Genomic DNA, 23219 nt, shown 5'->3' on the forward strand with positions numbered 1-23219 from the left:
CCCCCCCCCCCCCCCCCCCCCCACCCCCTCCCGGGGGGGGGGGGCCCCCCCCCCCCCCCCTTTTCCCCCCCCCCCCCCCCCCCCCCGGGCCGCGCTGGTGTCCGTACGCGTCAGGCCGCCGCCGAGGTCCGCACCAGGGTCCGGATCTGCCGCAGCAGCACCGACAGGGCGGACAGGTCGGCTCGGGACTCGTCGAACTCCCCCATCGCCCGGTGCGCCCGGTGGATCGAGGTGGCGTTCGCCTGCTCCCACTCCTGCACCCGCTCGACCGGCGGCAGGCTTTCCGGAGTGGACCCGAGCACCTCCGCGGTGAGCGCGGCCAGCGCGGCGTACAGGTCGTAACGCAGCGCCATCCGGGCCAGGGTCTGCCAGCGGTCCTCCCGCGGCAGCAGGGAGATCTTCGACAGCAGGGCGTCCACCCGGAACCGGTCGGAGAGGACGAAGTAGACCGAGGCCACCTCGCTCACGTCCCGGCCGGTCGACTGCGCGGTCTCCACCACGTCGAGCAGGCCGAAGCTGTACATCAGCCGGGTCGCCTGCTCGGCCAGCTCGCGGGGCAGGCCCCGCTCGATCAGCGAGTCGATGTGGGCCGCGATCGCCTCCCGCTCGGTGCCGTAGAAGAGGTTCTCCAGGTCCGGCAGCAGTCGGGCCACGCCGTCCCGCAGCCGGGCGATCTCACCCGGCACGTCGATCGGCGAGCGCCGGTTGGTGACCAGCCAGCGCACCGCGCGGTCGAGCAGCCGGCGGGTGTCCAGATAGACGCTGGTCTGCAACTCGGGCGAGACCTTGTTGTCCAGCGACTCGACCGCGTCCCAGAGGTCGCGCAGCCCGAACACCTCGCGGACCACCACGAACGCCCGCAGCACGTCCGCCGCCGACGCCGCCGTCTCCTCGACGACCCGGAAGACGAACGAGATGCCGCCCCGGTTGATCGCCTCGTTGACCAGCACGGTAGTGACGATGTCCCGGCGCAGCCGGTGCTGCCCCATCCGGTCGGCGAACCGCTCCCGCAGCGGGGTCGGGAAGTAGTTGACCAGGACCTCGGTCGTCCACTCCTCGTCCGCGAGCCCCTCGCCGACGATCTCGCGCTCCAGCACGATCTTGACGTACGCCAGCAGCACCGCGAACTCCGGCGCGGTCAGCCCGTTCTCGGTGCGGACCGCCAACTCCTCGTCCGGCGGCAGCGCCTCCAACGCCCGGTCCAGCGCGCCCGACCGCTCCAGCTCGTTGATCATCCGCCGGTGCACCGGCAGCAGCGAGGCCGCCTGGGCCTGGGCGTTGTTGAGCGCCCGCGCCTGGTCGTAGTTGTCCCGCAGCACCAGGTCGGCGACCTCGTCGGTCATCTGGGCCAGCAACTCGTCCCGCTCCGGCACGGTCAGCGCACCGTCGGCGACCGCCGTGTTGAGCAGGATCTTGATGTTCACCTCGTGGTCGGAGCAGTCCACCCCGGCCGCGTTGTCGATGAAGTCGGTGTAGGCGCGGCCGCCGGCCGAGGCGTACTCGATCCGGCCGTGTTGGGTACAACCCAGGTTGCCGCCCTCGCCGACCACCCGGCAGCGCAGGCTCTTGCCGTCCACCCGGATGGCGTCGTTGGACTTGTCCCCGACCTCGGCGTTGGTCTGGGTCGACGCCTTCACGTAGGTGCCGATGCCGCCGTTCCAGAACAGGTCCACCGGCGCGGTCAGGATGGCCTTCATCAGCTCCTGCGGGCTGAGCTGCGCGACGTCGTCGTCGAGGCCGAGCGCCGCGCGGGCCTCCGGCGAGATCGGCACCGACTTGGCGGTACGCGAGTACACCCCGCCACCGGCCGAGATGAGCTCCGGGTTGTAGTCCTGCCAGGACGACCGGGACAGGTCGAACAGCCGCTTCCGCTCGTCCCACGAGGTGGCCGCGTCCGGGTTCGGGTCGAGGAAGATGTGCCGGTGGTCGAAGGCGGCCACCAGGCGGATGTGCTTCGACAGCAGCATCCCGTTGCCGAACACGTCGCCGGACATGTCGCCGACGCCGACCACGGTGAAGTCCTGGGTCTGGGTGTCGTGCCCCATCTCCCGGAAGTGACGCTTCACCGACTCCCAGGCGCCCCGGGCGGTGATGCCCATCTTCTTGTGGTCGTAGCCGGCGGACCCGCCGGAGGCGAACGCGTCGCCCAGCCAGAAGTTGTGCGCGGCGGAGATCTCGTTGGCGATGTCGGAGAACGTCGCCGTGCCCTTGTCCGCCGCCACCACCAGGTACGGGTCGTCCGCGTCGTGCCGGACCACGTCCTGCGGCGGCACGATCTCGCCGCTGGCGATGTTGTCGGTGACGTCGAGCAGCGCGCCGACGAACTCCTTGTAGCAGATCACCGCCTCGTCCCGGTCGCCCGGCTTCTGCTTGAGCACGAAGCCGCCCTTGGCGCCCACCGGCACGATCACGGCGTTCTTGACCATCTGCGCCTTGACCAGGCCGAGCACCTCGGTGCGGAAGTCCTCGCGCCGGTCGGACCAGCGCAGGCCGCCGCGGGCCACCGGCCCGAAGCGCAGGTGCACGCCCTCGAACCGGGGCGAGTAGACGAAGATCTCGAACTTGGGCCGCGGCGCGGGCAGGTCCGGGATGGCCTGCGGGTCCAGCTTGAACGCGACGTACGGCTTGGGCCGCCCCCCGACCGGCTTCTGGTAGAAGCTGGTCCGCAGGGTGGCCTGGATCAACGTGAGGTACGAGCGCAGGATCCGGTCCTGGTCGAGGCTGGCCACCTCGTCCAGCGCCGCGCCGATCGCGTTGACCAGCTCGCCGCTGCGCTGCCGCCGCTCGTCCATCGCGGTGGCGTCCGGGGCGAACCGGGTCTCGAAGAGCTCCACCAGCAGCGAAGCGATCCTCGGGTAGGCGATGAACGTCTGCTCCATGTACTCCTGGGAGAAGACCGTGCCCGCCTGACGCAGGTACTTCGCGTACGCCCGCAGGACCACCACCTGCCGCCAGGTGAGCCCGGCCCGGAGCACCAGCTCGTTGAAGCCGTCCACCTCGGCCTCGCCCCGCCAGGCGGCGGCGAAGGCGTTCTCCACGTGCGGGCGCACCTCGGCCAGCTCCTGGTGCGCCTCGGGCAGCTGCAGCCCGAAGTCGTAGAGCCAGATCCGGCCGTCGAGCCGCTCCACCTCGTACGGGTGCTCGTCGACCACCTTGACGCCGAGCGAGTGCAGCACCGGCAGCACGGCGGAGAGCATCATCGGCTCGCCGTAGCGGTAGACCTTGAACCGGACGTCCATGGTCTCGTCGAACTCGACCGGCCGCCCGGCGCCGTTCGTACGCTGCGCGAGCTGCTTGCGGAACAGGTGCATCTCGAGCTGGCCGGGCTCCTCCAGCAGCTCCAGCTTGGCCAGGTCCTTCATCGCCTCGTACGGCGTGTGTACGTCCTTGTAGCCCTCCGGGAACGCGTCGGCGTACCGGGCGAACAGGTGCTTCGCCTGCTCGTCGCCGAGCTTGCGCTCCAGCACCAGCCGGTAGTCGTCGTCCCACAGCCGGGTGGCGTCGGCCAGTTCCTCGGCGAGCAGGTCGGCGTCGATCTCCCCGGGCGGGTTGGTCGGGTCGGTCCGGACGATGAAGTGCACCCGGGCCAGCATCGACTCGGTCACCCGGGTGGTGTAGTCGACCCCGACCCCGTTCAGCTCGCGCAGCAGGATGTCCTGCATGCGCAGCCGGTTCTGCGTGGTGAACCGGTCCCGGGGCAGGTAGATCAGGCAGGAGATGAACCGCCCGTACGCGTCCCGGCGCAGGAAGACCCGTAGCTGGCGGCGACCGGCCATGCGGAGCACGCCGATCACCGCGTGGTAGAGGTCGTCGGTCTTGATCTGGAAGAGCTCGTCGCGCGGGTAGGTCTCCAGGATCTGGAGCAGGTCCTTGCCGGAGTGGCTGCGCAGGCTCAGCCCGGACCGGTCCAGCACCTCGGCCACCTTGCGGCGAACCACCGGCAGCTCCTGCACGCTGGTCCGGTACGCCGCAGTGGAGAACAGGCCCAGGAAGCGCCGCTCCCCGACCACGTCCCCGGCATCGTTGAAGATCTTGAAACCGATGTAGTCGAGGTACGCCGAGCGGTGCACGGTGGCCCGGGAGTTGGCCTTCGTGATGATGAGAAGGCGCTTCTCCAGCACCTTCTCGTGCGCCTCGGGCGTCATCGAGGAGAGCGTCCGGGCCTCCGGCGAGTCGGAGCGCAGGATGCCCAGGCCGGTGCCGAGGACGGCTTCGAGGGCCTGGCTGCCCTCCGCGCCGCCGGTGTCGACCAGCCGGTACTCCCGGTAGCCGAGGAAGGTGAAGTGGTCGTGCGCGAGCCAGCGCAGCAGCTCCACCGAGTCGGTGATGTCCTTCTCCGGCACCGGCGGCCGGTTGTCAGAGGTACGCGCGGAGGCCAGCTCGTCGGCGAGCGCGAGGGCCCGCTGCCGCATCTTGGGCCAGTCCTCCACGGCCTCCCGGACGTCGGTGAGCACTCGCTGCAGCTCCCGGCGCAGGCTCTCCCGCTCGCCCGGGTCACGGACCGGGTCGATCTCGATCCGCATCCAGCTCTCGACCAGGTCACCGGCGATGGCGTCGTCCGGCTCCACGTCGGCGGAGACCTCGGTGAGCCGGCCCAGCGGCTCCCGGCGGACCACCACCAGCGGGTGGACCAGCAGGTGCACGTCGAGGTGGTGCGAATTGAGCAGGGCGGTCACCGAGTCGACCAGGAACGGCATGTCGTCGGTGACGATCTCGATGACCGTGTGGTGCTGGTCGGCGTCCGGCTCGTGGATGCGCAGCTTCAGCTCGCCCGGTACGCGCTGCTGGGCCAGGTCCCGGTGGGCCCGGGCGGCGTCCAGCATCTCCTCGGCGGTGAAGCCGATCAGCTCCTCGTCCGGCGCGAACCGCCAGAATCGCCCGACCAGGGTGGCCGCGTCGTGGTCGTCACCGGCCAGCGCGACCGCCTGGGCGACCAGGCGCTCGGCGTTGGGCACCGGCTCGTCCAGCTCGGCGTCCTCGGTGTCGTCGCCCAACGCCTGCGTCGGCAGGCCCAGGTCGTAGAGGGTGTCGATGCTGGAACCGGTCATCCCTGTTGTTCCTGTGTCGAGATGGCTGAAACCATCCCCGTCGGTCGCCGAATCGAAGCTGTCATCGTCCCGGCTGGTATCAGCCTGCCGGAGGTCGGGTCCCGGTTTGATCGCCGGACGCCGGTCCATCGGTGCCACTCCCCTCGACCCACCGCGTTGTGGGTCACTCTGCCGCCCAGCCTAGGCCCTGCCGCTCTGCCCCTTCGTCGGCGGACCGCCGGCCGGACGTCCGGATCGGGACTCTGTCCTTTCACCCGTTGCGGGTCCGTGGTCGGCCGGTCCCGGAGTACCCGGGCTGGCGATGTTCATCACACGGCCACGAGCCGCTCTTTGCCCGGTCGAGGGCCCTGGCGGGACGGTGGGGAACGGTCCGCCGTACTAGCGTGCAGGTCAGTCACGTACCGGAGGGACTGGTTCATGCCCGTGTCGTACCCCGTCCGCCGTCTTTTGTCCCCTCGCCGCCCGGTTCTCGCGGCGCTGGCCGCCGCCGCGCTCGCGGCGGCGGCGTTGACCGGGTGCTCGGGCGAGGACGGGCCGGAGAGCAGCGTCGACGCCTTCCTGAAGGGCTGGCGTTCGGGCGACCTCCAGGCGGTCGGCTTCGTCGACCCGATCGGTGCCAGGATCCCGGCCACCGAGGTGGCGAAGCAGATCAAGGCGCTCTCCGGCGAACTGGCCGCCACCCCGCCGGAGCTCACGCGGGCCGGCGAGGCGAAGGTCACAGCCGACACGGCGACCGCACGGATCCAGGTCACCTGGACCCTCCCCGGCCAGACCCGCTGGTCCTACCAGAGCCCGGTACGCCTCAAGCACGGCAGCGACGACCAGTGGCAGGTGATCTGGGAACCGGCGATCGTCCAGGAGAAGCTGGAGAAGGGTGACCGGCTGGCGCTGCGCCGCGACGCCGCAACCCGGGCCGGCATCCTCGACGCCGCCGGCAGCCCGATCGTCACGCCCCGGCCGGTGGTCCGGGTGGGCGTGCAGCCCAGTGAGGTCACCGACGTGAAGGCGCTGGTGCGGCAGCTCGACGCCGGCTTCAAGGCGATCCGCCCCGCGCTCACCCCGCCGGTCGACCTCGCCGACCTGCCCAAGCGCATGGCCGACGCCGACCCGGACGCGTTCGTCGAGGTGGTGACGCTGCGCGACGAGGCGTACCGGCAGATCAAATCCCGGATCTACGACCTGCCCGGGACAAAGTTCCGGGCCGACAAGCTCGACCTGGCGCCGACCCGGGAGTTCGCCCGGGCACTGCTCGGCTCGGTCGACCCGGCCCAGGCCGACGACCTCCAGGCCCACCCCGACAAGTACGTCCGGGGTGACCTGGTCGGCCACGGCGGCCTCCAGGGCCGGTACGACGACCGGCTGCGCGGCGTCCCCGGTCTGACCGTGGTCACCGAACGCCGCGCGCCCGACGGCAGCACCGGCCCCACCGACGCGGAGCTCTTCCGCGCCGAGCCGAAGCCCGGCCAGCCGCTGAAGACCACCCTGGAGGTCGCCACCCAGAACGCCGCCGACGCGGCGCTGCGCGGCGGGGACCGGCGGTCGGCCCTGGTGGCCGTACGGATCAGCGACGGCGCGGTGCTGGCCGCCGCGAACGGCCCCGGGCCGGCCGGCGAGAACCTCGCCTTCACCGCCCAGGTGCCGCCCGGCTCCACGTTCAAGATGGTCAGCGCCCTCGCCCTGTTGGACAAGGGCGCGGTCACCCCGGAAACGACGGTGGACTGTCCGAAGACGTTGGTGGTGGACGGCCGCACGTTCAAGAACTCCGACGACTTCGAGCTGGGGTCGGTCCCGTTCACCACCGACTTCGCCAAGTCCTGCAACACCGCGTTCGCCTCGCTCGCGCCGCAGCTCGGGGCGGACGGGCTGGCCGCCGCCGGCCGTACGCTCGGCATCGAGGAAACGTGGGACCTCGGCGCCGACGTCTTCACCGGCAAGGTCTCGGCCAACGGCTCGGCCACCGAGCAGGCCGCCGCCGCGATCGGTCAGGGCACCACCGTGGTCAGCCCGCTCGCCATGGCCGGCGCCACGGCCGCCGTGGCCCGGGGCCACTGGGAGCAGCCGAAGCTGGTGCTCGACCCGGCGCCGGCCGAGCCCGCCCCGGCCGGCCCGACGCTGAAGGCCGGGGCCGTTGCCGCGCTGAAGACGATGATGCGCGCGGTGGTCACCAGCGGCACCGCCAGCGCCCTGAAGGACGTCCCGGGCAAGCCGGTGTACGGCAAGACCGGCACCGCCGAGTACGACAACAACCCGGCGCACACGCACGCCTGGTTCGTCGGCTGGCAGGGCGACATCGCGTTCGCGGTCTTCGTCGAGCAGGGCGGGTCGAGCACCGCCAGCGCGGTTCCGATCAGCGAGCGGTTCCTGCGCGCCCTCGCCTGAGTCGACCCGGATCGTCTAGCGCCGCCGGCCGGCGATGCGGCCTGCCCGGTCTCTGCCGCTCGCTCCACCACCGGCGAAATCACGCTCGATCCCGGAGCGGGGTGCCGGGTCAGGCGATGTCGGCACCGGAGCGGCGCGAGCCGGCGTCGTCGGCCGCCCCGTTGTCAGCCACCCGCCGCAGCGACCCCGGACCGGCGTCGCCGGTCGACCCGTCCTCGGCCACCCGGCGCAGCCGCCCCGGACCCGCCTCGTCGACCGGCCCGTCCTCGACCGCCGGCGCCCGCCGCAGGCCCGGCCCGAAAGGGTCGGCACTCTCGGGCCCCGGACGGTTCGCCTCCCGGCCGGCCGGCTCGGGGTCGTCGGCAGGGTCGTCCGGAGTCGCGGCCGGGTCGACGGGCTCCACGGCGACCGCGGGGGCCGGCGGGGGCAGGACGGGACGCTCCGCCGGGCGGCCGTTGCCCGGTCGGGGCGACGGCGCCACCGGGCCGGGCGGCAGCAGCCGGGGCGGCACCGCGCTCGGCGCGGAGACCGGGGCGAGCCCGGCCACCACGGTGTTGACGATCTCGGCGGCGTACGACCCGTCGGGGTCGTAGTCGGGGTCGAAGACGGTCAGCTCGACGCCCAGGCAGTGCGGGGTGTCGACCAGGCCGGCGAGCAGGATCTCCAGCTCGGCGAAGGCGATCCCACCCGGGTCGGGCGCGTCCACGGCGGGCATCACCGCCGGGTCGAGCACGTCGACGTCGATGTGCACCCAGTAGCCGGCGCAGTCCGCCAACTGCTCGTGCGCCCACTGGGCGGTCCGGGCCGCCCCTTCGGCACGCAGCGCCGGTACCGGCCGGGTGGTGATGCCGGCGGCCTGGAGATCGAGCCGGTACTCGTCCTGCGCGCGGATGCCGAGCACCACCACGTCGATGTCGCGGAAGTAGGGGCGTCGCCCCTCGATGGCGGCCAGGTCGGCCTGGCCCCGGCCGGTGACCAGGGCGAGGTCCTCCCCCGCCGCCGCGCCCACGTACGAGGCGTTGCCGGGGTGGCGGAAGTCGGAGTGGCCGTCGACGAAGACCAGCCCGATCCGGCCGCCCACCGCCTCGCCGAGCCGGTGCATGGCCAGCGCCGAACCGAGCAGCACCGAGCAGTCCCCGCCGAGCACCAGCGGGAACTCGCCCCGGTCGATGATCGCGCCGATCCGGTCGGCCAGCGCCACCGAGTACGCCGAGATCTCCCGGGCGTGGCAGACGCCGTCGCCGGGGCGCCAGTCCCCGGGGTCGTACCGGGGCGGGGTGAGACAGCCGGCGTCGCGGGCCCGCAGCCGGGCGAGCAGCCCGTGGTCACGCAACGCGCCGGGCGCCTTGGCGCAGCCCGGAACCGACGTCGACGTGGGTGGGCGCAGGCCGAGGTTGGTCGGCGCGTCGAGGACGGCGATCCGGCGCATCATGGGCTCCCGTCCTCGATGGTCGGGCGGGCCGGCCGGTACGCCGGCCCGCGCTGGCGTGCTGCGAACTCAGAACAGGGCGCTGGCCAGGGCCCGCCGGGCCGACGCCACGGCCGGGTCGTCCGGTCCCGCGATGGTGAACAGCGAGACGAGGTGCTGGCGTACCTTCTCCCGGTCGTCGCCGGCGGTCCGCCGGACCAGGCCGACCAGCCGGGCGTACGCCTGCTCGGCCAGGCCGCTGAGCACCTCGATGTCGGCGGCGAGGAGCTGGGCCTCGACGTCGTCGGGGGCCTGGTCGGCGGCGGCGAGTGCGGCCCGAGGGTCGGCGCCGGCCACCCGGCGGGCGACCCCGACCTGGGCCAGGCCGGCCTCGGCCGCGGCGTCCGACGGGGTCTCGGCGAGGATCTTCTTGTACGCCATCTCGGCGGCGTCGAGGTCGCCGGACATCAGCGCGTCGTCGGCCTCGGCGAGCCGCGGGTCCTCGGGCTCGGCGACGGACACGCCGCCGGCCTTGAGCACGGCCTGGATCCACTGCCGGAGCTGGGCCTCGGGAACCACTCCGGAGAAGGCGTCGATCGGCTGCCCGCCGACCACCGCGTAGACCATCGGGATGCCCTGGACCCGGAACATCTGGGCGAGCCGCGGGTTGGCGTCCACGTCGATCCGGGCGAGCACCCAGGCGCCGCCGCCCTCGGCGGCCAGCCGCTCCAGCACCGGCGAGAGCTGCTTGCAGGGTTCGCACCATTCGGCCCAGAAGTCGACGACCACCGGGGTGGTCAGCGACCGCTCCAGCACCTCGGACTGGAACGTCGCCTCGGTCACGTCGATCACGGCCACGCCCCCGGCTGCTGCGGGGCCGCCGGGGACGCCGGCGGGCGGGCCGGCCGGGGCCGGGGTGGTGGGACGGGAGGGTTCAGGGGTGCCGCGCAGCGCGCTGAGGTCGACCGCGCCGCGGGTGAAGATCGACGAGGTGATCCGTGGGTCGCTCATGGTTACCTAGTCTCGCACGTGTCCCGCTGAACTCAGATCAACCGCGACGGCGACAGTTGTGACTCTCACGCCTGGTCGGTGCCGGTGCCGGGAGGCCCGGCACCGGCGCGACGGCCCGGCACCGGCGCGAGCCGGCACCGACCCGGCTCAGAAGCGGGCGGGCTCGCGGTAGACGCCCCACTCGGTGCGGAGGGCGTCGCAGATCTCGCCCAGGGTGGCCTCGGCACGGACCGCGTCCAGCATCGCCGGGATCATGTTCTCCCCGGTCCGGCTGACCTCGACCATGCGCTGCACGGCGGCCTTGACCGCGGCGTCGTCGCGGCCGGCCTTGCGGTCGGCCAGCATTCGGCGCTGCTCCAGCTCGACCTCGTGCGAGATGCGCAGGATCTCCAGGTCCTTGGCGACCGTGCCGGTGTGGCAGTTGACCCCGACGATCTTCTTCTCGCCCTTCTCCAGCGCCTGCTGGTAGGCGAAGGCCGATTCGGCGATGTGGCCGGTGAACCAGCCGTCCTCGATGCCGCGCAGGATGCCCGAGGTCATCGGGCCGATCTTGTGCGGGCCGTCGCCGCCGAGCTGCCTGATCCGGGCGAAGATCTCCTCCGCCTCGGCCTCGATCCGGTCGGTGAGCGCCTCGACGTACCAGGCGCCGCCGAGCGGGTCGGCCACGTTGGTGACCCCGGTCTCCTCCATCAGCACCTGCTGGGTGCGCAGGGCGATCTCGGCCGACTCGTCGGTGGGCAGCGCGAGGGTCTCGTCGAGGGCGTTGGTGTGCAGCGAGTTGGTGCCGCCGAGCACCGCCGCGAGGGCCTCCACGGCGGTGCGGACCACGTTGTTGACCGGCTGCTGGGCGGTCAGCGACACCCCGGCGGTCTGCGTGTGGAACTTCAGCCAGAGGGCCTTCTCGCTGGTCGCGCCGTACACGTCGCGCAGCCAGCGGGCCCAGATCCGGCGGGCGGCGCGGAACTTGGCGATCTCCTCGAAAAAGTCCACGTGGGAGTCGAAGAAGAAGCTCAGGCCCGGGGCGAAGACGTTGACGTCCAGGCCGCGGGAGAGCCCCAGCTCGACGTAGCCGAAACCGTCGGCGAGGGTGTACGCCAGCTCCTGCGCGGCCGTCGCGCCGGCCTCCCGGATGTGGTAGCCGGAGACCGACAGCGGCTTGTACTTCGGGATCTCCCGGGCGCAGTACTCCATCAGGTCGCCGATCAGGCGCAGGTGCGGCTCCGGGTCGAAGAGCCACTCCTTCTGCGCGATGTACTCCTTGAAGATGTCCGTCTGGAGCGTGCCGTCCAGCTTGGACAGGTCGGCGCCCTGCCGCTCGGCGGCGATCAGGTACATGCAGAACACCGGCACGGCGGGGCCGGAGATCGTCATCGACGTGGTCACGCCGGCCAGGTCGATGCCGCCGAAGAGCACCTCCATGTCGGCGGCCGAGTCGATGGCCACGCCGCAGTGACCGACCTCGCCGAGCGACTGCGGGTCGTCGGAGTCACGCCCCATCAGGGTCGGCATGTCGAAGGCGACGGAGAGCCCGCCGCCACCGGCCCCGAGGATCATCTTGTAGCGCTCGTTGGTCTGCTGGGCGTTGCCGAACCCGGCGAACTGCCGGATGGTCCAGGTCCGCCCGCGGTAGCCGGTCGGGTAGAGCCCGCGGGTGTACGGGAACTCGCCCGGCCAGCCGATCCGGTCGAAGCCCGGGTAGGCCACCCCCTCCGGAGGGCCGTAGACCGGGTCGACGGCCATGCCGGAGAGCGTGGTGAAGTCCGCGTCCCGCTTGCGGGCGGCGTCGTAGCGGGCCTGCCAGCGGGCCCGACCGGCGGCGATCTCGTCGGCGTCCATGCGCGGAGCTCCTCCTCGAGTCCTCGACTGAAGACCGAGTGTAGAACGCCCGCCTGAACGATCGCTAAGGCACTTCGTACCGACCGGTAACCTGGCTCAGGTCGAGGGGACCACCGGCCCGCCCAGCGCCACGTCGTCGACCCGGATGTTGATCTCGTCGACCCGCAGCCCGTACGCCTCGACCGCCGAGGTCACCGCCGAGCGGACCGCGTCGGTCACCTCGGGCACCGGCCGGCCGCCATCGATCACGATGACCAGGTTGATCACCGCCGCGCCGTTGGTGACGTGGGCCGAGCAGCCGCGCCGGGCGTCGCCCACCTGGTCCAGCCCGACCCGGTCCAGCACCGCGTTGAAGAAGCGGGCCACGTCGCCGCCGAGCTCGGACACGCCGGGCACCGACTTCGCGGCGGCCACCGCGATCTTCTCCACCACCTCGTCGGAGACGTGCGTCGCACCGCCCGCCACCGCGTCCGGCAGCACCGACAGCTCCTGGGTCGCCTCGTCAGCCATGCTCTCCCCACCGATACGTCGCACCGCCTCACGGATCCGTGAGGCGGTGCGAGCGTACTAGCCGGAGGGGGTCCGGAGTGGACGGGTCAGGTGCCGAGCTGGTCCAGCAGTTCGGCGGCGGCCGTGTAGGGGTCGATCGCCCCCTCGGCCACCTTCGCGGCAAGGGTCGGCAGCTGCGTACCGTCGCGCAGCGAGCCGATCCGGTCCCGGAGGGCGCCCAGCGCGATCGCCTCGATCTCGGCGGCGGCCCGCGCCTCCCGGCGACGGCGCAGCTCGCCGTGCCGGTCCAGCCAGTCCCGGTGCTTGTCGATCGCGGTGGCGATGTCGTCGATCCCCTCACCGCGCGCGGCGATGGCCCGCACCACCTGCGGCCGCCACTCCCCGGGCCCACGCTCGCCCAGCGCGATCATGCCCTGGATGTCGCGGACGGTGGCGTCGGCACCGTCCCGGTCGGCCTTGTTGACCACGAACACGTCGGCGATCTCCAGGATGCCGGCCTTGACCGCCTGGATGGCGTCGCCCATGCCCGGGGCGAGCAGCACCAGCGTGGTGTCGGCCAGCGAGGCCACCTCGACCTCGGCCTGCCCGACGCCGACGGTCTCCACCAGCACCACGTCGCAGCCGGCGCCCTCCAGCACCCGCACCGCCTGCGGCGTCGCCGCGGAGAGCCCGCCGAGGTGACCGCGGCTGGACATCGACCGGATGTAGACGCCGGGGTCGGTGGCGTGGTCCTGCATGCGGACCCGGTCGCCGAGGATCGCCCCGCCGGTGAACGGGCTGGACGGGTCGATGGCCAGCACCCCGACCCGGTGGCCGCGCGCCCGCAGCGCCCGGACCAGCTCGTTGGTGGTGGTCGACTTGCCCACCCCGGGCGAACCGGTCAGTCCGACCACCTGGGCGTGCCCGGCGTACGGCGCGAGGGCCGCCGCGACCTGCGGCAGCACCTCGTCGCCGGACTCGACCAGGGTGATCAGCCGGGCCACCGCGCGAGGGTCACCCGCGCGGGCCCGCTCCACCAGCATCGGTACGTCCCGGCTGCGGCGCACCGATCCGGTGGCCACGACCGGGGCGTTCTCGACCGTCACTGCGTCACCTTCGTTCACGACTGCGGGGCTCGCGGCCCCGGCTCACTCCTCGCGCCCACCCGCAGGTCAGCTCTCGCCGCCGGCCGGGACGTGAATGATCAGGGCGTCGCCCTGGCCGCCGCCACCGCAGAGCGCGGCGGCGCCGGTGCCGCCACCCCGCCGCTTGAGCTCCAGCGCCAGGGTGAGCACCAGCCGGGCGCCGGACATGCCGATCGGGTGGCCGAGCGCGATGGCGCCGCCGTTGACGTTCACCTTGTCCGCGCTGACGCCCAGGTCACGGGTGGACTTGATGCCGACCGCGGCGAACGCCTCGTTGATCTCGATGAGATCGAGGTCGGCGACGCCGAGGCCGGCCTTCTTCAGGGCGTGGTTGATGGCGTTGGACGGCTGCGAGTGCAGGGAGTTGTCCGGGCCGGCCACGTTGCCGTGCGCGCCGATCTCGGCCAGCCAGGTCAGCCCCAGCTCCTTGGCCTTGGCCTTGCTCATCACGACCACGGCGGCGGCGCCGTCGGAGATCGGCGAGGAGCTGCCGGCGGTGATGGTGCCGTCCTTGGTGAAGGCCGGGCGGAGCTTGGCCAGCGACTCGGCGGTGGTGTCCGGGCGGATGCCCTCGTCCTCGCTGATCACCAGCGGGTCACCCTTGCGCTGCGGGATGATCACCGGAGTGATCTCGTCGGCGAAGTGCCCGTTCTTCTGCGCGGCGGCGGCCCGCTGGTGGCTGGCCGCGGCGAAGGCGTCCTGCTCCTCGCGGGTGATGCCGTGCTTCGCCCCGTGCCGCTCGGTCGACTCGCCCATCGAGCAGCAGTCCCAGGCGTCGGTGAGGCCGTCCAGGGCCATGTGGTCCTTGATCGTGACGTCGCCGTACTTGTAACCGGAGCGCTGGCCGAGCATCAGGTGCGGGGCGTTGGTCATGGACTCCATGCCGCCGGCCACCACGATGTCGAACTCGCCGGCCCGGATCAGCTGGTCGGCCAGGGCGATCGCGTCCAGGCCGGAGAGGCACACCTTGTTGATGGTGAGCGCCGGGGTGGACATCGGGATGCCCGCCTCGACGGCCGCCTGGCGGGCCGGGATCTGGCCCGCGCCGGCCTGGAGCACCTGCCCCATGATCACGTACTGGACCTGGTCCGGGGTCACGCCGGCGCGCTCGAGCGCCGCCTTGATCGCGACGCCGCCGAGCTTCGTCGCCGGAAGGTCCTTGAGGTTGCCCAGCAGGCGCCCCATCGGGGTCCGCGCGCCGCTGACGATCACCGAAGCCATGCCTGCCTCCGAGGGGGGGTGCCGACCTGTACGCCTTAACGATTGTTCGGTCAGACTAACGCCATGGCTGAGAACTCCCCCGTCGAGCCCGCTGCCGACTACGTCACAGACATCGGTCTGCGCCGCATCGACCACGTCGGGGTCGCCGTGGCCGACCTGGACGCCGCGATCGACTTCTACCGGCGCACCTTCGGGATGCGCTGCGTGCACATCGAGACCAACGAGGAACAGGGCGTGCGCGAGGCGATGCTGGCGGTCGGCCCGACCACCGAGGGCGGCTGCGTGCAGCTGCTCGCCCCGCTCTCGCCCACCTCGACGATCGCGAAGTTCCTGGACCGCAACGGACCAGGGGTGCAGCAGGTGGCGTACACGGTGGCGGACATCGACGCGGCCTGCGCCGCGCTGCGCGAGCGCGGGGTCCGGCTGCTCTACGAGTCCCCGAAGCGCGGCACGGCCGACTCGCGGATCAACTTCGTGCACCCGAAGGACGCCGGCGGGGTGCTGGTCGAGCTGGTCGAGCCGGCCGCGGGCGGCCACTGAGCTGCGCCGCCCCGCCCGTTCGTCAGGGGCGGGGCGGCCTCCCACCAGGCAGGAACGAGCGCGCCGTTGCGCGGTTCCTCGTTCCCACGGACAGCTCCACGCATCGGTCGATGCAGTTTTTCACACAGGACTTCCGGCCCTAGCTACCGTTCAGTAACATCCGGCCCCACAGGAGCGCGACCGGTGCCGGATGTGTCGATTGCCGACATGGCGGTCCCGTCGCACCGGCGCCGACGATGGCAGCACCCCTGCCCGCCCGGTGCGGGTGCGCAACGAACGGGAGGTCACCGTGCAGGACATCCTCGAAGCGATCATGGCGGCGGAGGGCTCCGCGCAGCCGGAGCGGGAACTCGCCGGCCTCGCCGGCCTACCGGTACCGGAGACCTACCGGGGTGTGGTGGTCCGCGCCGAGGACACCCGGATGTTCGACGGCATGGCCACCCGGGACAAGGACCCGCGCAAGGCGCTGCACGTCCAGGAGGTGCCCACCCCGGAGCTCGGCCCGGGTGAGGCGCTGGTCGCGGTGATGGCCAGCGCGATCAACTACAACACCGTCTGGACCAGCATCTTCGAGCCGCTGCCCACCTTCAAGTTCCTCCAGCGGTACGGCCGGCTCTCCGAGCTGACCCGCCGGCACGACCTGCCGTACCACGTGGTCGGGTCGGACGCGGCCGGCGTGGTGCTGCGGACCGGCCCCGGGGTGACCCGGTGGAAGGCCGGCGACGAGGTGGTGGCGCACTGCCTCTCGGTCGAGCTGGAGGACTCCGCCGGCCACGACGACACGATGCTCGACCCGCAACAGCGGATCTGGGGCTTCGAGACCAACTTCGGCGGCCTGGCCGAGCTGGCCGTGGTCAAGGCCAACCAGCTCATGCCCAAGCCCCGCCACCTGAGCTGGGAGGAGGCGGCCAGCCCGGGGCTGGTCAACTCCACCGCGTACCGGCAGCTCGTCTCGCACCACGGGGCGAACATGAAGCAGGGCGACGTGGTGCTGATCTGGGGCGCCTCCGGCGGCCTGGGCGGCTACGCCACCCAGATGGCCCTCAACGGCGGGGCGATCCCGGTCTGCGTGGTCTCCTCGCCGGAAAAGGCCGAGCTGTGCCGGAAGATGGGCGCCGAGCTGGTCATCGACCGCACCGCCGAGGGCTTCCGGTTCTGGAAGGACGAGCAGACCCAGGACCAGGACGAGTGGCGCCGCTTCGGCGAGCGGATCCGGGAGCTGACCGGCGGCGAGGACCCGGACATCGTCTTCGAGCACCCGGGCCGGGAGACCTTCGGCGCCAGCGTCTACGTCGCCAAGAAGGGTGGCACCATCGTCACCTGCGCCTCCACCAGCGGCTACCTGCACCAGTACGACAACCGCTACCTCTGGATGCACCTCAAGCGGATCATCGGCAGCCACTTCGCCAACTACCACGAGGCGTGGCAGGCCAACCGGCTGGTGGCGCTGGGCAAGGTGCACCCCACCGTGTCCAAGTGCTACCCGCTGGAGCAGACCGGCCAGGCCGCCTACGAGGTGCACCGCAACGCGCACCAGGGCAAGGTCGGGGTGCGCTGCCTCGCGCCGTCCGACGGCCTCGGCGTCCGGGACGCCGAGCTGCGGGCCCGCCACGAAACCGCGATCAACCGGTTCCGCGGCCACTGAGCCGTACGGGTGATCTCGACACGGCCAAAGCGCGGAGGAGGCATTGCCTTTCCATCGCACCGGACGCCATTCGATTGACGACCGACAAAGGGCCGCGGGCGCACCCCCCGCGGCCCTTTTCGTGCTCACCTTGCGTGACGCCCGGCGCGCCCGGGACCTGCCAAGATCGCCGTTTGGTCCGGTCCTGCCCGGCCCGGTCAGTTGACCATGTAATGAGGACACGAAAGGTACGGACCGCTCTTGCGAAGCACCCTGGGGAGTCTGCGAGTATGTCCCAATGCCCCAGCAGCAGTCCTCCCCTCTTGCGTTCTTCGATAACGCGAACTCGCAGCCCGATTTCACCGTTGGCCTGCGCGGATACAACACCGGTCAGGTCGACGACTTCATCGGCCGGCTGACCGCCGCGCTGACCCAGTCCGAGCAGGCCCGCGCCGAGGCCGAGCAGCGGATGAACGACGCGCAGCGTCGGCTCCGCCAGGCCGAGCAGCGCCAGGGCACGCTGGAGCAGAAGCTCGCGGACACCAACAAGCAGCTCGAGGAGAACAGCCGGCCCACCCTCTCCGGCCTCGGCACCCGCGTCGAGCAGATCCTCCGGCTGGCCGAGGAGCAGGCCAACGACCACCGCAACGAGGCCAAGCGGGAGTCGGAGGGCATCCTCTCCGCCGCCCGGCTCGAAGCGCGGGAGATCACCGACAAGGCCCGCGCCGAGGCCGCCGCCATGAAGGCCACGGCCGAGCGGGAGGCCGGCAGCGTCCGTACCGCCGCCGAGCGCGAGGCCGCCGAGGTCCGGGTGCAGGCCCGCCGCGAGGCCGACACCCTGCGCGCCGACGCCGAGCGGGAGACCAAGCAGCTGCGTACGGTCACCGCGCACGAGGTGGCCGAGCTGAAGTCCACCGTCGAGCGTGAGGTCGCCACCCTGCGGGCCACCGCCGAGCGGGAGATCACCCAGCAGCGGGCGAAGGCCGCCCGGGAGGCCGAGGAGAAGCGGGCCGAGGCGACCAAGCTGCTCACCGACGCCCGCGACAAGCGGGACAAGGACCTCCAGGCGCTGGAGCTCCAGCTCGCCGAGCGGCGGGAGAAGGCCGAGCGCGAGGAGTCGGAGCGGCACGCCGCCCAGGTCGCGCAGACCCAGAAGCTGGTCAGCGAGGCCGAGCAGCGGGCCCGGGCCGCCCAGGACCGGGCCAAGGAGATCGAGCAGCGGGCCGAGGCCCGCCGGGTCGAGTCCGAGCGCACCGCCACCGAGACGGTGGAGAAGGCCAGGGCGCTGGCCGACAAGACGCTGAACGAGGCGAAGGCCGAGGCGCAGCGCCTGCTCAGCGAGGCCCGCACCGAGGCCGAGCTGACCACCCAGGCGGCCCGCCGCGAGGTCGAGGACCTGACCCGGCAGAAGGACGCCGTCACCTCCCAGCTCGGTCAGATGCTCTCCGGTCTCGCCGGCATCGTGCCGGGCGTGCCGCAGCAGGGGGCCAAGTCCGAGGCGGCGGCCAAGGCCGACGGCTCCGACCAGAAGGTCACGGCCGAGTCGGCCAGCTGAACACCACCCGCAGCGGGGCACAGCCACGGCGCGGGGTGGCACCGGGTGACCGGTGCCGCCCCGCGCCGTCATGCTTTCCGACCCGTTTCGCCACCTCGGTGAAGTAGGTCCCAACAGGGGCGTCCGTATCGCCCCAGCAGAGCCGGATGCGTGTGAGGATGGGGGCATGTCGCACGGCGAGGAACTGTTCGCGCTCGGCGGGGATGTGACCACGGAGCCCAGCTTCGAGTCCGCGCTGCGGGGTTACGACAAACGACAGGTCGACCGGTACGTGGCTCGGGCCGAGCACGAGATCGCGGCGCTGACGGGCGAGCGGGAGCAGGCGTACACCCAGATCCACAAGCTGGCCGGCCAGGTGGAGGTGCTGCAACGCGACCTCGCCCAGGTGCGGAAGCAGGTGGGCGTGGTCGACCGGGCCTCGTTCCGGCACCTCGGCCCCCGGGTCGAGCAGATCCTCACCATGGCCGAGGAGCAGGCGGACGACATCCTCGCCGGCGCCAACGAGGAGATCGAGGCCCGCCGAGCCGCCGCCGAGCACATCATCGAGGAGGCCCGGGAGCAGGCCGCCCAGGCGCTGAAGGACTTCGAGATCGCCCTCGCCGCCCGACGGGCCGAGGAGGAGCGGCACACCGCCAGCCGCAAGGCCGAGGCGGAGGCCACCCTCAAGGCCGCCAGGGACGAGGCCGAGAAGCTGCGGAAGACCGCCCAGGACGCCCTGGCCACGGCGCAGCAGGAGGCGACCCAGCTCCGGGACACCGCCAAGGAGATCCACACCCGGGCCCAGCAGGAGGCCACCCGGCTGCGCGAGACGGCCAAGGAGGCCCTGGCCAAGGCCCAGCAGGAGGCGACCCAGCTCCGCGAGGCGGCCAAGGAGGTGCACGGCAAGGCGCAGCAGGAGGCGAAGCGACTCACCGAGTCCGCGGCGGAGGCCAGCCGCGCCACCCATGCCAAGGCGCTCGCCGAGGCCAAGAAGATCGTCGACGACGCGGAGGAGGCGGCGAAGGCCACCCGGGGCCGGGCCCGGACCGAGGCCAACCGGCTCACCAGCGAGGCCGTCGAGGCCGGCAAGCGCAACCGCGCCGAGGTCGAGGCGTACGTGCAGCGGATGCGCAGCGAGACCGAGGCGTACGTCCAGCAGTCCCGGGCGCAGACGCAGCAGGAGTTGGGTACCTGGCGGGCCGGGGTGGAGCAGGAGGTCAACGCCCGGCGGGAGGCGGCCGACAAGGAGCTGGCCCAGCGCCGCGCCGCCGCCGAGCAGGAGTACGCCAAGCGCCGCGACGACCTCGACAAGCAGCACAAGAAGCGGCACGACGAGCTGGAGAAGACCTACGCCGCCCGGCACCAGGAGATCGAGCAGGGGGCCGCCACGGTCCGCCAGGCGGCCGAGCAGGACGCGCTGGCCATGCGCCGACGGGCCGAGGAGGAGGCCACCACGCTGCTGAAGCGCACCGAGACGGACGCCGCCGAGAAGCGCCGCAAGGCCGACGAGCACGTCGCCGCGTCCCGGCGCCAGTTCGAGGAGTACGCGGCCACCACCCAGCAGCACCTGGCCACCACGCAGCAACACCTGGCCGCCACCCAGCAGGAGGTGGCCGCCGGCCGGCAGCAGCTCGCCCAGGTGATGCTGGAGATCGCGCAGGCCCAGCAGGAGCTGGCCGACCTGCGCACCGAGACCTGGAAGTCGCGGCAGGAGTCGGACGACCTCCAGCGCCGGCTCGCCGAGCTGCGGATCGCCGGCACGGCGGCGGGGCTCGCGGCCACCCCGGTCGACCCGGACGAGCTGGCCGTCGCGTCCGGCGGCGACACCGGCTCGACGGGCGGCCCGGACACGGCCACGACGGGCACGGGCGGACCGGCCGACGGCACGGACGCCGCGCCGGTGACCGCCCGGGGCACCGCGACCGTCTCCCCCAACGGCTCCGGACCGGCGACCCGGGAGCCGGCGGCGGCGACCGTCGAAGCCGAGGCGGAACCGGAGCCGGAGCCGGCCGTGGACGGCGGGAAGGCCCGTCCGGTCGCCGAGCCGGTCACCACCGTGGACGGGGGCACCGCCACCGCCGGGGTCGACGGCGAGCCGACCGTGGCCGCCGTGCCGGGCGAGGCCGGCCGGGGCGCCACCCCCACGAAGATCACCAGCACCGGGGAGAACGGCAAGCGCCCCACCAAGCCGACCACCGACGAGCGCAGCGCCAAGCCGAGCACGGTCACCGTCGACAAGGAGTGACCCGGGCCGGCCCGGTGCCGGATCGCCGACGCGGCCGGGGAGCCGTGCCGGGCGGGGCCGCGTACGGAGCTGGCACCGTGCTGCCACTGCGTCGTGTTGATGCCTCAGCGGCAGCACGCCCTCAGAACCTGCCCGGCCCACAGGAGTGGTGGACGGGCGGAAGCCGGCGGAGGGATGGCCGGGACCGGCGCGCACCGTCTAACCTCGCGGCAGGGAAGTCCCGAGGTGGGACCGATGCGGGAGGTCCGGTGTCACAGGAAGGGTCCGCCGGCGCCGGCCAGCACGCCGACGATTCGGTCGAGGCGCCGCGTCCTGAGCCCGACCCCACCGACGGCGCCGCCGAGCCGGGCCGACCCGTCGAGGAGCCGACCGAGCCGACCGAGTTCGAGCCGAGTGGACGGTTCGGCGTGCCGGGGAAGCCGCTGCGGCGCAGCAGTTTCCTGGTCGGCTTCACCGGGGCGCTCGGGGTGTTCCTGGCGTACGCGGTCTTCCTGGGCATCCGCAACTCCGCCGGCATCCTGGTGCTGGTGGTGATCGCGCTCTTCCTGGCGGTCGGGCTGCACCCGGCGGTGGTCCGGTTGCGGGGCTGGGGGCTGCCGCACGGGCTGGCGGTGGCGGTGGTGACGCTGACCGTGGTGCTGCTCATCGTCGGCGGCCTGCTGGCCCTGGTGCCTCCGGTGGTGACCCAGTCCGGGCAGTTCATCGAGCACCTTCCCGGCTACGTCGAGGAACTGCGCCGCAATCCCACCGTCAACGACCTCGTCGTCCGGTACGACGTGGTGCAACGGGTCCAGTCCGTCGCGAACGCCGACACCGTCGGCCGGGTCCTCGGCGGCGTGCTCGGCGGGGCGCAACTGATCTTCGGCACCATCTTCCGGGCGCTGACCATCCTCGTCCTGACGATCTACTTCCTGGCCTACTTCGATCGGCTGCGCGATCTCGGGTACGCGCTGGTGCCGCGCACGCGACGGCAGCGGGTCCGGCTGATCGGCGACGAGATCCTCACCCGGGTCGGCGCGTACATGGTGGGGGCGCTGGCCATCGCGGTGCTGGCCGGGGCGAGCACCTTCGTGTTCGCGCTCGCGATCGGCCTGCCGTACCCGTTCGCGCTGGCCGTGGTGGTCGCGGTGACCGACCTGATCCCGCAGATCGGGGCGACCCTCGGCGCGGTGGTGGTGACCCTGGTCGGCCTCGCCACCGACCTGCCGGTCGGGGTCGCCTGCCTGGTCTTCTTCGTGGTCTACCAGCAGGTGGAGAACTACCTCATCTACCCGAAGATCATGCGCCGCGCGGTCTCGGTCAACGAGGTGGCGGCGCTGCTCGCCGCGCTGCTCGGGGTGTCGCTGCTGGGCGTGGTCGGCGCGCTGCTCGCGATCCCGACGGTGGCCGCCGTCCAGCTGATCCTCCGCGAGGTGATCCTGCCCCGGCAGGAGTCCCGCTGAGCGTCGACCTGTACCAGGGCTGACCCCGGCAGCGGGTCAGCCCGCCTGACGCTGCTGCGGCCCGGGGACCGGCGTGTCGGCGAAGGCGGCCACCGTCCGGTCGGCGTACGCGCTGACGTCACCGGTCTCCATCGGGCCGTCCCAGGTGGTCGGCAGCGGCACCGGGACGGCCGGGTTGACCCGGCTGACGATCTCGTTGAGCACGGTCTCCGCGTCGCCGACCCAGAGGTGCTTGGCGCCGGACACCCCGACCACCTCGGCCTGCGGCACCGCCGCGAAGCGCCGCCGGGCCTCCTCCGGGCGCAGGTAGTCGTCGAACTCGGGCACCAGGGCGGTGAGCGGCTTGCCCGACTCGGCCCAGACGGCCAGATCCTCCGGCGCGGAGAAGCGCAGCGGCGGGGAGAGCAGGATCGCCCCGGCCACCGCCGGGTCACAGCCGTACTTGAGCGTCAGGTCGGTGCCGAACGACCAGCCGACCAGCCAGATGTTGGGCAGCTCGGCGAACTCGGCGTACTCGATGGCGGCGGCCACGTCGAAGCGCTCGCCGACGGCACCGTCGAAGGCCCCCTCGCTGGTGCCGCGGACGCTGCTGGTGCCCCGGGTGTTGAACCGGAGCACGGCCAGGTCGGCCAGGGCGGGCAGCCGCCAGGCCGCCTTGCGGAACACGTGGCTGTCCATCATCCCGCCGTGGGTGGGCAGCGGGTGCAGGCAGACCAGGGTGCCGGCCGGCTCCCGGTCCAGCGGGCGGGCCAGCTCACCGACCAACGTCAACCCGTCGGCGGTGTGCAGCTCGATGTCCTCCCGGTGGCCGGGCAGGATCGACGACGCACGGATCGGTGTGCTCACCGTCCCAGTCTCCCGCGCCGCCGGGCTCGCCGCCCGCCGGGGCGGAAACAGGGTGATCCAGATCGCTCAGCCGTACCGGGGGGCGCTCCGGCCGCGCTGGAGGTTCGGCCCGCGCCGGTCCCGGGCCCGCCAGCAGCCGGTGTGCCAGTGCCGCCGGTCGGTGAGGTCCCCCCGGTCGTCGGCCGGCCAGGCGACCAGGTGCGCCACCCCGGGGCGGATCTCCTGGTCGCAGCCGGGACAGCGGTACGTCTTGACCGACGCCCCGCCGGTGATCCCGCGCACCTGCCAGTCGCCGTCGCGCCACTGCTGGACGGTCGGCACGCCCTGGCGGGCCCGCTCGGAGTCCAGGTGGGCGGTCTCGTCCCGGCGGGGGCGGTTGCGACGGGGGCTCACGGTCACCAAGCGTACGGGCCACCGGCCGGACCGGCCCGGGTCGGGCGGCCCGGCCGGC

The 23219-nt window shown here is 72.7% G+C and carries 15 protein-coding genes; 6 read left to right on the plus strand and 9 right to left on the minus strand.

What is annotated here, in order from left to right; genetic code table 11:
* Nucleotides 1-110: 110 nt before the first annotated feature.
* On the minus strand, nt 111-5177 hold the full coding sequence (locus ACL02O_RS24585) for an NAD-glutamate dehydrogenase (protein WP_412820513.1): 5067 nt from the start codon (nt 5175-5177) through the stop codon (nt 111-113).
* 288 nt (nt 5178-5465) lie between these two features.
* On the opposite strand from ACL02O_RS24585, the gene ACL02O_RS24590 reads away from it, so the two are divergent.
* Nucleotides 5466-7427, plus strand: a complete 1962-nt coding sequence (locus ACL02O_RS24590) for a penicillin-binding transpeptidase domain-containing protein (protein ID WP_412820514.1) — start codon at nt 5466-5468, stop codon at nt 7425-7427.
* A gap of 109 nt (nt 7428-7536) precedes the next feature.
* Here ACL02O_RS24590 and ACL02O_RS24595 read toward each other — a convergent pair whose 3' ends face one another.
* From ACL02O_RS24595 to ACL02O_RS24620, 6 genes are all read right to left on the minus strand, one after another.
* Complete coding sequence (locus tag ACL02O_RS24595) at nt 7537-8859, minus strand: arginase family protein (RefSeq protein WP_412820515.1); 1323 nt, start codon at nt 8857-8859, stop codon at nt 7537-7539.
* A gap of 66 nt (nt 8860-8925) precedes the next feature.
* Complete coding sequence (locus ACL02O_RS24600) at nt 8926-9846, minus strand: tetratricopeptide repeat protein (RefSeq protein ID WP_412820516.1); 921 nt, start codon at nt 9844-9846, stop codon at nt 8926-8928.
* Nucleotides 9847-9993: 147 nt separating this feature from the next.
* Nucleotides 9994-11682: an acyl-CoA mutase large subunit family protein gene (locus tag ACL02O_RS24605; RefSeq protein ID WP_412820517.1), complete on the minus strand. Its 1689-nt coding sequence runs from the start codon at nt 11680-11682 to the stop codon at nt 9994-9996.
* Nucleotides 11683-11778: 96 nt separating this feature from the next.
* The gene (locus tag ACL02O_RS24610; RefSeq protein WP_412820518.1) at nt 11779-12192 is read right to left on the minus strand and encodes an Asp23/Gls24 family envelope stress response protein; all 414 of its coding nucleotides are present in this window, start codon (nt 12190-12192) and stop codon (nt 11779-11781) included.
* Between the two features lie 86 nt (nt 12193-12278).
* Complete coding sequence (gene meaB / locus ACL02O_RS24615) at nt 12279-13214, minus strand: methylmalonyl Co-A mutase-associated GTPase MeaB (protein WP_412820533.1); 936 nt, start codon at nt 13212-13214, stop codon at nt 12279-12281.
* Between the two features lie 129 nt (nt 13215-13343).
* Entirely contained in the window at nt 13344-14537 is a 1194-nt protein-coding gene (locus tag ACL02O_RS24620) for an acetyl-CoA C-acetyltransferase (RefSeq protein WP_412820519.1), read from the minus strand.
* Nucleotides 14538-14600: 63 nt separating this feature from the next.
* On the opposite strand from ACL02O_RS24620, the gene mce reads away from it, so the two are divergent.
* The 5 genes from mce (at nt 14601) to ACL02O_RS24645 (ending at nt 21922) form a co-directional block, all read left to right on the plus strand.
* Nucleotides 14601-15077: a methylmalonyl-CoA epimerase gene (gene mce / locus ACL02O_RS24625; RefSeq protein ID WP_412820520.1), complete on the plus strand. Its 477-nt coding sequence runs from the start codon at nt 14601-14603 to the stop codon at nt 15075-15077.
* A gap of 289 nt (nt 15078-15366) precedes the next feature.
* Nucleotides 15367-16722: a crotonyl-CoA carboxylase/reductase gene (gene ccrA, locus ACL02O_RS24630; protein WP_412820534.1), complete on the plus strand. Its 1356-nt coding sequence runs from the start codon at nt 15367-15369 to the stop codon at nt 16720-16722.
* A 277-nt stretch (nt 16723-16999) separates the two neighbouring features.
* Complete coding sequence (locus ACL02O_RS24635; RefSeq protein WP_412820521.1) at nt 17000-18256, plus strand: DivIVA domain-containing protein; 1257 nt, start codon at nt 17000-17002, stop codon at nt 18254-18256.
* A 166-nt stretch (nt 18257-18422) separates the two neighbouring features.
* A complete protein-coding gene (locus tag ACL02O_RS24640) occupies nt 18423-20480 on the plus strand; it encodes a coiled-coil domain-containing protein (protein ID WP_412820522.1) in 2058 nt (685 codons plus the stop codon).
* Between the two features lie 248 nt (nt 20481-20728).
* Entirely contained in the window at nt 20729-21922 is a 1194-nt protein-coding gene (locus ACL02O_RS24645) for an AI-2E family transporter (RefSeq protein WP_412820523.1), read from the plus strand.
* Between the two features lie 36 nt (nt 21923-21958).
* Here the strand turns inward: ACL02O_RS24645 and ACL02O_RS24650 are convergent, their stop codons facing one another.
* Entirely contained in the window at nt 21959-22768 is an 810-nt protein-coding gene (locus tag ACL02O_RS24650) for an alpha/beta hydrolase (protein WP_412820524.1), read from the minus strand.
* 66 nt (nt 22769-22834) lie between these two features.
* Nucleotides 22835-23161 carry a hypothetical protein gene (locus ACL02O_RS24655; RefSeq protein ID WP_412820525.1) on the minus strand — a complete coding sequence of 109 codons (327 nt, stop codon included), beginning with the start codon at nt 23159-23161 and terminating at the stop codon, nt 22835-22837.
* Between the last annotated feature and the right edge of the window lie 58 nt (nt 23162-23219).

The organism is Micromonospora mangrovicola (assembly GCF_047200535.1).
In the GTDB taxonomy this organism is placed as follows: domain Bacteria; phylum Actinomycetota; class Actinomycetes; order Mycobacteriales; family Micromonosporaceae; genus Micromonospora.